This window comes from Rhizobium sp. PvP014, from assembly GCF_017876855.1.
In the GTDB taxonomy this organism is placed as follows: Bacteria; Pseudomonadota; Alphaproteobacteria; order Rhizobiales; family Rhizobiaceae; genus Neorhizobium; species Neorhizobium soli.
Genome location: NZ_JAGIOT010000002.1, coordinates 315,734 through 327,592, shown reverse-complemented (window position 1 = coordinate 327,592; position 11,859 = coordinate 315,734). Strand labels below are relative to the sequence as shown.

The window sequence follows — 11,859 nt, the reverse complement described above, 5'->3', positions numbered from 1 at the left end:
CGCTTTCCAATGGCCGGCCAGTGGTCTAGCGCGCGTTGACGCGAATTTGACGGGTATTGCCGCAGCCGGCAAGCGTTCCCCTAGCAGCAAAGATGGAGACCGCTCCCGACAGCATCGGCAACGGTTTTTTATTTTCCGCGTCTGATCGGGATTGTCAGGTCAACGGCGTCCATGTGCCGCTGGCGTTGCGGCAGGCTGCCCCCCGCGACATCAGTTCCTTGCCGGCGACCGTGACGGTGTGGCGATACTGGCGGCAGTTCTGCGAACCGACCTGGAACGGCGCATTGGCAATCACCTCGCCGCTCGCATCGTCACCCTTCCACTTGATCGTCTGCCCCACAGCGCTGCCTTCAAGCGCGCGGTATTCTGCCTCAAGCGCCCGCGTCCGGTCGCTGCTGGAGAGCTCGGCGCCGGTCCGCCCGACGATCCCGCCCTGCAGCGCCGTGATATAGGCAGCCGAACTTGACGGCCGTTGCGACAGCAAGCCTTTCGGTGCACCCGCCGCGGTGGAACTGGTGTTGCACCCTGCCAGCAGGCCGGCAATCGTCATGAATGTTGCTGCAGTGAGGAGATGTGACAACCGCATCGTGTCGGGAACCGCGCTCGTTTCGTTTTCAGGATCGGAACCGGCATCATTCGGTTTCCGGCTTGGCGCCATTATGACGCTATTGGGTCGGAACTGAAATGCTGCGATTGTCGCCTCTCCTATTTGTGCGCAGTTCTTGTTGTCGCCGTGTCGTCACGGCATGATGTTGCATTGGCTGTAGACAAGATATAGCAGGCGATCCGTCCGTCCAGAACCGTCGGAAGCAAGTGCGGCGTCGTTGCCCATCGGCCACAGTTTTCTTCCCTCAACCGGCCTTGTGCTCAGCCGGCGACTTCCTTGATCATGCCCGGCAGCAGCAACTGGGTCCGAAGGCCACCGCGCACCCCGCGCGTCATCTCCAGCTCGCCCTGATATTCGCTGACGATCTCGCTTACAATCGACAGTCCCAGCCCGGCCCCCGGCTTGCTCTCGTCCAGCCGCCTGCCGCGCTTGACCGCTTCGGTGATCTGGTCGGGATTGAGACCCGGCCCGTCGTCTTCGACGGCCATCTCGATCCAGGGACGCTTGGCCGCCTCTCCCTCTGCCTTTTCCGGTGGCGCTGTTGCAAGCGCTGCCGTCACCCAGACGCCGGTACGACAGAACCGTGCGGAGTTTTCCAACAGGTTTCCGATCGTCTCCTCGACATCCTGTTGCTCCAGCGCAAGCGCTGCGCCCGGCGGATAGACGGAAAGGTGGAATTCCTTGTCGGGGTTGAGGCGGCGCATGACCCGCACCAGCCGTTCCAGCACCGGCTCGATATCCGTGCGCGCCAGAAGCGAGTTGCGCTGTGCCGCGATCCGGGCGCGATTCAGATAGGATTGCACCTGCGCCTGCATCGTCTCGGCCTGCGAGCGGACGAGATCGGACTGGACCTTGTCGAGCATGCGCGATTCGTTGAGCAGAACCGCGATCGGCGTCTTCAGCGAATGCGCGAGATTGCCGACCTGCATGCGGGCCCGCTCGACGATGCGGCGGTTGCTTTCGATCAAAGCATTGATGTCGTTTGCCAAGGGCATGATTTCGCGGGGAAATTCTCCCTCCAGATGCTCCGCCTCACTGCGCCTCACCCGCTCCAGCGAGCGGCGCGCCGCATCAAGCGGCTGCAATCCGTAGAGGATGGCGAGGCCGTTGACGATCAGGCTGCCGATCCCGAACACGCCGAGCGCGATATAGAGGCTGCGCGAAAAGCTGCGGATATCGTCTTCCACGGCATCGAGATTGCCCGAGACGCGAAACCGCGCCGCGCGTCCCTCGCCGTCCAGAACCACCTCGGTTTCTGCCACCAGAACATGGTTCCCGAAAGCGTCGCGGGTCGGATAGAAACGCTCGTAGCGATTGTTGAACGGCGCCTGCAGGATCGACGGCACTGTGATGTTAGAGGTCCCGAGCGACGAGGACGAGATCGCCGTCGCGGCAAACGTGCCGAGCGGTTCGATGATCCAGTACCATCCGGTCTCCGGCTGCGAGAAACGCAGGTCGCCCAGTTGGGGGTTGCCGATCAGCTTGTTGTCCTCGCCGATCGTCACGGAATTGATGACGTTATAGAGCTGCGCCCGCAAAAGGTCGGTAAACGAGCGTTCGGCGGACTGGCGGTAGAGCTGCGAAATGACGATCGAGATCACCACCAGCGCCACCGCCGACCACGTGGTTGCCAGAAGCAGAACGCGAGCGGTGAGCGAGCGAGGCCCTATCCGCTTAATGCGCATCGTTGGGCGCTTGCATGCGGTAGCCGAGGCCCCGCACGGTTTCGATCAGGTCGACACCGATCTTCTTGCGCAGGCGCCCGACAAACACTTCGATCGTGTTGGAATCGCGGTCGAAATCCTGGTCGTACATGTGCTCCACAAGCTCGGTGCGCGACACGACCTGGCCCATGTGATGCATCAGGTAGGAGAGAAGCCGGAACTCGTGCGAGGTCAGCTTCAACTGTATCCCATCGACGCTTGCCTTCGATGCCTTGGTATCGAGACGAACCGGACCGCAGATGATCTCGGACGACGAATGCCCCGCAGCACGCCGGATAAGCGCACGCACGCGCGCAAGCACTTCTTCCACATGGAAGGGTTTTGCCACATAATCGTCGGCGCCGGCATCGATACCCGACACCTTGTCGCTCCACCGGTCACGCGCCGTCAGCATCAGCACCGGCATGCCCTTGCCCGCCTCACGCCACTTCTCGACAACGGTGATGCCGTCCATCTGCGGCAGTCCGATGTCGAGGATCACGGCGTCGTAGGGCTCGGTCTCGCCGAGATAGTGCCCTTCTTCGCCGTCGAAGGCCTGATCGACCACATAGCCGGATTCCTTCAACGCGTCGGAAAGCTGGCGGTTGAGGTTGACGTCGTCTTCGACCACGAGAATACGCATGAAACTGTCCTGAAAATCACTGCGGGCCCCGCCGCGGTATGAAGCTTACAAGCCGGTTTACAGGCAACCGGCCTACATGGGAACCCGGACCGTCACCTTGCGCGGACGTTCGCCATTGCCCTGCACCAGCACGGTGACAATGCAGGTCTGTCCGTCCGAGGATGGCTGGGCGGACAAAAGCTGACCTCCCGTGTCGCGCAAGACCTTGTTTGCCGCCGTGCCGCAGTCGCCTGCAACCAGGATCAGATAGTCGCGCGCCGGCGCGTTTGCCGGCACAAAGGCCGCCAATCCCGCTATTGTCGCGGCGATGATCGCAATGATCGGCAGTCGCGCCATGGCTTTCGGTTTCCACTCATAAGACGACAGGTGTCACGCCCCGGGATCACGGTCTTGAATCACGTCCCCGAAATCATGTCCAAAGCATTCGATGGAGTATGTATCCAATACCAACTGAATGGCAAATGAATGGTCTGTAATGCTGACCCTCGTGGCGCCGTCATCCATTGCCCGTCGGATGGATCGGCGCGCTCGCGACGATCCGCCCGTAGAGCGCCAGCAACCCGCCGAAAGCACCGGCAAAGGTGACCAGAATGTCGGCAAGCTCCCCTTGCGCATCAGCGTTAATCTCCACTCCCGCCACATGCGCAAGCGGGGCGGCAACGGCAATCAGCGCGCCCCAGATCGTCTTCGATTGATACCAGGCTTTTGTCCCGTCCATAGCTGTCTCCCATCACGATATTGTCAGAAATCGGCACACAAAAATCGGCACTCAAACTCGGCTGTCAAAACTGGATCGTTGCAAGCGCCGCAATGCCGAGCGGTACGGCCTGCCCCATCTGCCGGATACGAAGCGTCAGGCTAGGCTGCTGGGAGCCGAAGTCGGCAAGCTCGTCACTCGCCGGATAGAGGAAAACCGGAGCCTCGACGTCCACCCGCCGCACCACCACACCACTGGTCCCGAGGATCTCGACGCGGTAGCCTTCGTCCGGCTCGTCTCGCGGAATATCGCGCCCGTCCAAGCCGTCGGCATCGACGCGCCCGCGCCGGATCCAGGTGAAGCGGGCGCCCGCGTCGGCCAATCGGACACCGCGGATATGCACCGGCGAAAGCGGCGTCTGCGCCCTCTCTCCGCCGGCAAACACATGCGGTCCGGACCGGCCTCCGCCGGCAGCCAGGCTCTCGGCCAGAAAATTCAGCCGCCGTCCCTGCTCGTCACCGGTCAGCCCGAGCGGCTTCACAGCATCGTCCAGCACCACGCAGGCCGCACCGACCACGCTCCCGGCCGCCATCGCATCCTCGGTTCCCGCCAGTCCCCGCAGCAATCCGGACAGCCGCCATCGCCCCGCCGCGATCTCCTGCGCCTCGCGAAACCCGACGATCTCCCAGACACCACTTGTCGAGCGGATCGCGATACGATTGTCGCCGCTCAACACCGCCAGTGTCTGCGCCGACGAGAGACCGCCGAAATAGAGGTCGAGATCGATCACCTTTGAGCGGTCGAACCGCCCCGTCACACCGGGTTCGAGCGCCGAGACCAGCACACCCAGCCGCGCCGGGCGGTCGAGCGTCACCCGCCTGCGATATCCGTCGGTCGTTGCCGAAGACGAAACCGCGATCCGCCGCCAGGGCCTGCAATAGGCTGCCACCGCCGCAAACCCTTCATCATCAGAGGAGGTCAGGTGCGGCAGGTCGAGGAAATGGAGGACCGGCGCAAAGGCGTCGCTCGCCGAACGCCCGCTGTCGCGCCGCGTCGTCACCGCGTCATACCGGCCAGGCGGAAGCGGCGCATGGCTCTCTGCCTCGATCCGCCGCACCGCCCCGTCCTCGACCCGCTGGACGACGAACATACCGTCGGGGCCATCGGTAAGGTGCACCGCATCGCCAGGCTCAAGCGCCAGATCCTGTGGCGGCAGTGTGAAGGAGATCGAGCGCCGTGCCACACGCTGCGCCCGCAGCACCGATTCCACCGCCCCGAGCGCCGCCTCCTCGCACAGCGTCGCCGGCAGGTCGTAGCTTGCCACCCGCTCGCTTTCGGCCGTAGCGCGGCGCGACCGTGCGCTCGCCTGCTCGTAGTCCAGAACCGGATTGTAGAAGCCGAGCACCGCTTGCGCGGGGAAATCGCTGTCGTGCCCCCGGCTTTCCGACCAGAGCGGTTCGCCCTCGACCTCCGCCACGATCGCGATCTCGCGCGCAGCAAGGCTCGCGCCCTGCCTTGAGCGGAACCGTAACAGCCCGGCATCCTCGCTGACGTCGATCTGGAACACGCTCAGCAATGGCTCCAGCAGCGCGCGCGCCGAGGTAACATCGGCCTGCACGTAGCCGGTCAGATCGCCGCTCACGCCGGACACGTCGAAATCGTCAAAACCGTGATCGGTCAGGATTGCCGCAATCGCGTCGGCAAGCGTCGTTCCGCCCAGCCTGCCGTTCAGCCAATGCCCCGTGCGCCACGTCTTTTGCCATACCTGAACGTTCGGAATGTATCATCATGTTGACGAATCGTCATAAATTCGATTGCTTGATACATACCGGAAAAATTGGAATGTGAAGCGATGCTTAGTTGGGAACAGTTGGCGGACAAATGCGGACCGCAGCTGACGGAGGACCTTCACGCGATCGGATTCGATCCCCAGAACATGCAAGGCCGCGGAAACTCTGCGGACATGGCGTGGAGGAGGTTTGCTACGTGGCTTTTATCGAACGCGAGCGAATCGAGCCAAGCGCTAGCCCAGCTTAAAGGGGCGCGGGGTGGGACCACAGAGGGAGAGCGACTCACCTTAGTCGTCGAGGCAGTCCAGGCTTGGATAGATGAGATGAGTAACGACAGTCCTTTGTCAAAATGGACTGTTCGGAACTACGGACTCCAAACAGTACGGGCCTTGATAGACCTGTCGACTTTGCCAAGCCGCGCCTACCCCAAGATCACGAGATCAATGGTTAAGCTTCCAAACGCCGATGATACAGCAGACTCCTTAGGCGACCTTGCCTCAATCGAAACGCCTGGCAAGGTCGGATTTAAGCGAGAGGAGGCCGCGCGCGACATCATTTCGGGTATAGCGGAACAAGAATTTTATCGGCTTCATGATCTATTCAAAGCAGGCGAGGCGATTTTTAGTGAGCCCAATTCCGCAGTACCCGCTTCTTCACCGCGAGCGAACCTCGCAGCCTGCATGCGCTTTGAACAACTGTGCTGGCAAAAGTTCGGAATGTCGCAGTTCGATCGCCGAGCGCCCGAGCGTATAGAAGAAGCGGGGCTTGCGCCGCTGACTCTCCCTCCTGAAGTTATGCGGAAGATGTCAGACGTGCGATTTTGGATAGCCGCAGGCGTACCAATGACCTCACTTCCTTCTAAAGGGCCAGGCCGATATGCAACACGACTGATGCCGGAGGCGATCTATTCGTTAGTGCTTGGCCTTTGCGGTCCAACTGCCAGAATTACCGCAATGCTTAGGATTTGGCTGGCGTGCGCCACGGGTTGGAACAGAAAACAGATAACGTTTCTCAGGCGTAGCCCGGTAGTTTTACGAACGGAATCGGCGGTTGGCCTTTCCGATTTGACGTACTTTGAGGAATTTAAAGGGCGCGCTGGCCATAATATCTTGGCCGCGATCGAGGATGGGAGGGTAATGCGCGGAGGAATCGCGGAAAAAGCGCTCCATGCCTGGCAGAAGACCAGCAGTACGATGTCAAGCAAAGGGGCTTGGCGGCTTGAAGCGCCAGGCTCATCTATTATCAAGGCGTTAGACGATTATGAGGAAATCGGAACTGCGGTCCGAATTTTCGATACCTGCGGTGTATGCGCTGACTACTTCTTCATATCACTCACCAGAAACGACGGGGTCAGCACTCATCCTAAGATGGAAATTTCTCACTTTGGTGATTTGTTTCCAAAAGGCACGAATTTTCAAGCAATAAGAAAAACATTTCAACTTATCGAATACAACAGAGTTGGATCGATTTCGGCACAGGTTGCAGCTTCCGGGCACAACAATACCCGCTCTCTCATGAAATATTATCTCACTACACCCGATTTTAAAGACGATTTAGACGCAAAAATTCGATTCTTTCAGAATTCGATGGGCGCAAATATAGCCGTACATGGAGGATTTGAGGAAAAGATAGACGTTCCCATAGAGATTACCAAATGGTTCTACCATTTCTCGCGGCTGGGCGGTTTTCACGTTGTGGCTCGAGCCTATGACGCGGCATCAAAACGCTACTCACTCCTCATCAAATTCGCCGCTGATGAATTCATACTGGGAGAAATCTACCTCGCTCATCTCGCTCTCCGGCGGGAATTCCATCTACACGAACGGGGCCGGTGGCTAATTCAAGGCCAGGGCCAACTCGCTGCAGTCAAGTTCTACGGCAGGAAAATGATAGCACACATGGGGATGCCGCAGTATTTTCGAGCCGCGCGGGAAGCCTCCGAGGGACTTCGCTCAGGAAAACTTTCGCTTCCATCAATGTTGGATTGAGGCTGGAGTTATGAACGTTCTGATTAGTCTGTCCGCCACTGACTACGTGCAAACACTGCAGAAACAATTTATTCCGCCGGGTATTGTGGCAACGCGCGCAGATGCCAAGTCGGAATGGAATCGCGATGCGAAGCGAGACTTGCTCCATTCACACTGGCTTATTGAACATCACCGATCACTTAGAAAGCTGGTCGGCAATGGCGGCTACGTCAACTTCGACACGGTTGTGGCATACGGTGGGGTCCGTCTAAGTGCTCTGCTCCCCGACCGTCTAGCTAAAAAACTTTTCTGCCTGTCGTTACTGAAGAAAAACGTCGCGCCTAATGGAATCCTAAAAGCGTGTGAGTATTTCGATTGGTACACGCGATACCGGATATCCCGCGGTATGGAAAATAACCGCGATCATACCGAGGAAACTCTCAGGTTATACAGAAAAGATATTACAAAGGGAGACCTGATAGGCCTTTTGCCGTACGAAAATTGGCTCGATCATTTGATCGAGAAAGTTGAAAACGGCTCGATTTCTTTGGTCACCACTAGGCAGACGTTCGATTGGGGTAAAGTCAGTGATCAATTTGGAGTTAGCAGAGCCGTTCTTACTCGATCCAAAGACTTTCGATTCCATCTGGCGGAACGTATACAGCTACTTTCCCAAGGAGCGCTGAATTCTTCAGCTGTAATCTCCACGATGGAACAGTCTGAGGCAGGAATCTCTACAACGACCGCACTCCACCTTCTCAACCCGCTAGAATGGGCCTATGTGGGTGGACAGACCGGCGAAGCTTGGTTCAATCCCATTTTATTGCATCCTTTCAAACAGATGACGAAGTCTGCCTGCGCCACCGACATCTCAAGGACACCGAGGCGTACGGCAACATTACGACCCGAGGATTTCATACGGCTGTTGGACTTAGCCGCCAAATGGGTGCTCGACTATTCAGAATATATCTTAACAGCGTTTAGAATGCTCTCGACGGAGAACGGCCTCCGGACGGCTAAGACACGAAGGCCTTTGAAGTGCGCCCTTGAAGAAAAATTGGACGCGATGCGGCCCGAAGGGGCACCGCAGATTAGTTTGTCGTGGAGGGACACAACTCCTCTAGAGGGCCGGATCACAACTTCCCTTGCCGTGAAGCATCTAGTTTCAGCTTGCATAATTTTAATAGGAGGCTTTGCGGCTCGCCGTCTAGGAGAAATAACGAACCTCGTTGCAGGGTGCCTCACCGGCTCGGGCAACTGTCTGTTTCTGTCGATATATATTGAAAAGACACTGAGGCACTACGATGACGTACCGGTTCCTGCCTTATTGAAGCGACCAGTCGCGATCATGGAAGAGCTGAGCGAGAACGCTCGACACAAATCCGGAGAGCCTTGGCTTTTTGAAATCGTCGCTCCTGCAGGAGCTGAGAAAGAGAAGCTGTGCACGCGGTACGGATTGCGACTGGACGACTTCGTAACCTTCAATGCGCTTGCGCCTCCAATCGGGCACAAGACTTGGGAATTTTCCTCACATCAACTCCGCCGCGGATTCGGCATAATCTACGTCAATGGCTTCATGCTCAGCTCGTTCGACGCCCTCAGTAGATTCTACCGCCATAACGACCCGGAAATGACTAGAATTTACATCAATCACGTCTTACCAGGCTTGATGTCGGAGTTGAGAGAGGAACTGCGTGCGAGACAACAGAGTTTCCGCCTCTCGGACGAGGACAAAGCTTTTATTGCACAAGCCAAACAGCAACTTCTCGAATTGGAAGACCGTGCTGAAGCATTTCGAGATCATAGAAGCAATGCGATTGCCTCTCGCCTTATAGCAATCTGGGATGGTGCAGAGCGTCCGTTCGGAAAAGGGGGGCAAAGCCTGTCTGCGCTTGTTGATCGGTTGAAGGATTCCGTTCAAGTTCAGATCAGACATGGACAACGATCAAATAGTCCAGAGGAGGCGCGCAAGGCGTTTGCGCAAGTCGCAAAAGATACAGCGTATGGGCTATTTATGGAGGCTGTTCCTGGCGTTGGTGTTCACTGTCTATGTGATCCAAATGACGCTGATCAGGTTGCAGTAGCGCAATGTGAACTATTGAGGCTAACACACGAGGATAATGTAGTATTGCCTCAGGTGCATGTCCCAGTGGCACGCGACTTCGCCTTTACAAATACCTATGTATGCCTGAGTTGCGCGCACGCGTCGTGCTTTCGCGAAGATGAAAAGATACTAGATACAAAACAGTCTAAACTGGAAAAGGCAGTGGAAGGCGCGTTCTCCTCAGCATCCAAGGAGCTCGCGAGCGAGAAACTTGCAGAGTTCAAATCCCGGCTGGCCGCTGCAAGAGGCGTGGCATGAAGCAGATGGGGAGATGGGATCGCATCCTGACGGAATATGAGTTTAATCACCTGAGGCCGGCAGAAAAAAGTCTTCGAGCGCTCACCTCTCTCGAGCGGAAAGTTGCATATCTAGAAGAAATGGCGGTAGGTCGTGTACCGTTCGATCCAGCCAAAATCCCAATGAAGACAAGGCCTCAGCTGCGAAGTTTCGAAGACGAACCTAGAGGGATGTGGAGGTGGGCGCTTCCTGCCGTCGACAGATTTGATGGCGCGAATCACAAGTTGATGGACCGATACGCTGCGGCAATAAAGTCTTTGCGCGATTTTGCGTCCAGCGAAAACTATCAAGATAAAAACGAGGAACCTCCACAAGACATCGTCCAGCTCAAAAACATCATTTCTGCATTGCGCAAGCAAAACCTTGACTTCTTAGAGAGGATAGATCGTCTCGAACGATCTCTTGCGACGGCTCGAGGAAAAAGCTGATATGATCAACACTTCAGACATGCTCATTAAACGGGCAGACGCTGACTTTACTTGGGATGGCGAAAAATTGCCGGGGCTGCCGATACTCCATTGGCCCGATGGCACACTGTGTGAACCGGTCATCCGTGTTTTTGCCTACCGGGCCTCTAACACCAGGAAAATGATCAGCAGTTTTGCAACCGAGATTTATGCGATTCGGGAATGGCTAGTTTATCTTCTCAATCGACGGGTGGATTGGGATAGTCCGTCAGACGGTTTGATGAGCGAGTGGGTTTCGAGCCAAAGCGATCGGGCTGGAGAAGCGCGAACTTCATACAAGGTAAATAGCGTTTTCGATTTCTATTATTATGCACGGTTTGCCATACAGTTTCGAAGCAACGGCGAACGTATGCCTTATTTTACAAATGATCCGTTCGTTGCGCCGGGCAGCCGCGACTTCCCTATCTCAGCGGATATTAGGGTGCGAAAGAAAATGCCTCCCGTCGCCTGTTGGTCTCGGCGCATTACGGTATCGGCATCAAATCGTAAGAAACCTGCACCGAGCGATAAAACGGTAGAACTGCTCTTTGGTTCAATTCGCAACAAGGTCAGCGTGGCGGGGCGAAAATTCGGGAAACCGCCTTATCAAGATGACGTCACGCGGCTGGTTGCCATCCGAAACTGGATGATCGCGCGGTGTGAGGCGGGCGCCATGCTTCGAGCAATGGAGGTCAGCGGCCTTGCCGTCTCCGATTTTAATGAGGCGTTGATTTCCACTAGCCTCTTGCCCTTGGATAGAGAAGGGCTGTCGAAAGACATCGATGTTCGGTGCCTAGACTACCAGTCGCAAAACTACCTACTCGATAAAATTGACGAACTCGAAAATCGAGGCCGAGAAAATGTATTTGTCACCGTTCACGGGAAGGGCTCGAAGTCTCGGAAAGCACCTTTTCCGATTCCCCTATTTAGGGACATACTGCAGTATATCATCTGGGATGTGCGATATGTACAGGTATCGAACTGGCGTAACTATATACCTGATTACGCTGAATCAGAGAACGTCTTTCTTTCCTTCGAAACACGCGACGGTCTTAGCGGCCGCTCAATCGCAAACCTGATCAAGACTGAGGCCAACGCGGCAGGCGTAGCTGTAAGTGGTCATCTGTTAAGACATTACGGCGCTACAAAAGATGCTAAGCAGGTTTGGGATGAGGAACTGAGAAAATCAGACTATGTCCTAACCTCTCACACAAGCTCCAACGTCGGTGACCGCCTGGCGGATAGGTTGGGCCACTCGAGCAATAGTACGGCAGGGAGGTTCTACGTCGACTTTGGTCAGCTGGAAGCGCATTCCGAAGCAAATTTGAGAAGCGTTAATGGCTATCGCCGAACAATGGAGCTTCTGCGTCGCAAACGTACGTCCCTGTCAGAGGACGACTTCGCCACCATTTTCGATATTGTGACCGCGGTAGCCAACCAAGGACCAGGTTCGGCGTTTCACCAGTTGCTTGGAATGGCGCTAGCCGATTCTAATATCAATCCGCCACCCATACGACCTCCCCGCAACGAGCGGCGCCGTTTGCGTATCGTTAAGTAGTGATGTTCATTTACACCGAATCGCCAACGTCCGGTGGCTGCGATTTC

General features: G+C 56.7%; 10 protein-coding genes. 4 read left to right on the top strand and 6 right to left on the bottom strand.

Annotated features, from left to right (window positions below; all coding sequences use genetic code 11):
- Positions 1 to 154: 154 nt before the first annotated feature.
- The 6 genes from J3A65_RS06205 to J3A65_RS06180 all read right to left on the bottom strand — a co-directional run bounded on the left by J3A65_RS06205 (position 155) and on the right by J3A65_RS06180 (position 5,268).
- Entirely contained in the window at positions 155 to 586 is a 432-nt protein-coding gene (locus J3A65_RS06205; RefSeq protein ID WP_113111281.1) for a hypothetical protein, read from the bottom strand.
- A 281-nt stretch (positions 587 to 867) separates the two neighbouring features.
- Complete coding sequence (locus tag J3A65_RS06200; protein ID WP_062453437.1) at positions 868 to 2,292, bottom strand: HAMP domain-containing sensor histidine kinase; 1,425 nt, start codon at positions 2,290 to 2,292, stop codon at positions 868 to 870.
- A complete protein-coding gene (locus tag J3A65_RS06195) occupies positions 2,282 to 2,953 on the bottom strand; it encodes a response regulator transcription factor (protein ID WP_062453438.1) in 672 nt (223 codons plus the stop codon). Before J3A65_RS06195 ends, J3A65_RS06200 begins: the two co-directional genes overlap by 11 nt.
- A gap of 72 nt (positions 2,954 to 3,025) precedes the next feature.
- On the bottom strand, positions 3,026 to 3,289 hold the full coding sequence (locus tag J3A65_RS06190; protein ID WP_062579714.1) for a hypothetical protein: 264 nt from the start codon (positions 3,287 to 3,289) through the stop codon (positions 3,026 to 3,028).
- Between the two features lie 160 nt (positions 3,290 to 3,449).
- Positions 3,450 to 3,671, bottom strand: a complete 222-nt coding sequence (locus J3A65_RS06185; protein WP_113111161.1) for a hypothetical protein — start codon at positions 3,669 to 3,671, stop codon at positions 3,450 to 3,452.
- A 64-nt stretch (positions 3,672 to 3,735) separates the two neighbouring features.
- A complete protein-coding gene (locus J3A65_RS06180) occupies positions 3,736 to 5,268 on the bottom strand; it encodes a phage tail protein (RefSeq protein WP_209900365.1) in 1,533 nt (510 codons plus the stop codon).
- A 495-nt stretch (positions 5,269 to 5,763) separates the two neighbouring features.
- On the opposite strand from J3A65_RS06180, the gene J3A65_RS06175 reads away from it, so the two are divergent.
- Genes J3A65_RS06175 through J3A65_RS06160 form a run of 4 tightly spaced genes read left to right on the top strand, consistent with a single transcriptional unit; the run spans position 5,764 to position 11,812 of the window.
- Positions 5,764 to 7,428 carry a hypothetical protein gene (locus J3A65_RS06175; RefSeq protein ID WP_209900363.1) on the top strand — a complete coding sequence of 555 codons (1,665 nt, stop codon included), beginning with the start codon at positions 5,764 to 5,766 and terminating at the stop codon, positions 7,426 to 7,428.
- Positions 7,429 to 7,438: 10 nt separating this feature from the next.
- Positions 7,439 to 9,769, top strand: coding sequence for a site-specific integrase (locus tag J3A65_RS06170; protein ID WP_209900361.1), 2,331 nt, complete (start codon positions 7,439 to 7,441; stop codon positions 9,767 to 9,769).
- Complete coding sequence (locus J3A65_RS06165) at positions 9,766 to 10,236, top strand: hypothetical protein (protein ID WP_209900359.1); 471 nt, start codon at positions 9,766 to 9,768, stop codon at positions 10,234 to 10,236. The genes J3A65_RS06170 and J3A65_RS06165 overlap by 4 nt, the downstream gene beginning before the upstream one ends.
- Before the next feature lies 1 nt (position 10,237).
- Positions 10,238 to 11,812, top strand: a complete 1,575-nt coding sequence (locus tag J3A65_RS06160) for a site-specific integrase (RefSeq protein WP_209900357.1) — start codon at positions 10,238 to 10,240, stop codon at positions 11,810 to 11,812.
- Positions 11,813 to 11,859: the final 47 nt, after the last annotated feature.

What these genes read in the sequence shown, in the direction of transcription:
- J3A65_RS06205 (WP_113111281.1), bottom strand. Translation starts at nt 586, where the DNA reads ATGCGGTTGTCACATCTCCTCACTGCAGCAACATTCATGACGATTGCC.
- J3A65_RS06160 (WP_209900357.1), top strand. Translation starts at nt 10,238, where the DNA reads ATGATCAACACTTCAGACATGCTCATTAAACGGGCAGACGCTGACTTT.
- J3A65_RS06190 (WP_062579714.1), bottom strand. Translation starts at nt 3,289, where the DNA reads ATGGCGCGACTGCCGATCATTGCGATCATCGCCGCGACAATAGCGGGA.
- J3A65_RS06195 (WP_062453438.1), bottom strand. Translation starts at nt 2,953, where the DNA reads ATGCGTATTCTCGTGGTCGAAGACGACGTCAACCTCAACCGCCAGCTT.
- J3A65_RS06200 (WP_062453437.1), bottom strand. Translation starts at nt 2,292, where the DNA reads ATGCGCATTAAGCGGATAGGGCCTCGCTCGCTCACCGCTCGCGTTCTG.
- J3A65_RS06185 (WP_113111161.1), bottom strand. Translation starts at nt 3,671, where the DNA reads ATGGACGGGACAAAAGCCTGGTATCAATCGAAGACGATCTGGGGCGCG.
- J3A65_RS06170 (WP_209900361.1), top strand. Translation starts at nt 7,439, where the DNA reads ATGAACGTTCTGATTAGTCTGTCCGCCACTGACTACGTGCAAACACTG.
- J3A65_RS06165 (WP_209900359.1), top strand. Translation starts at nt 9,766, where the DNA reads ATGAAGCAGATGGGGAGATGGGATCGCATCCTGACGGAATATGAGTTT.
- J3A65_RS06175 (WP_209900363.1), top strand. Translation starts at nt 5,764, where the DNA reads ATGAGTAACGACAGTCCTTTGTCAAAATGGACTGTTCGGAACTACGGA.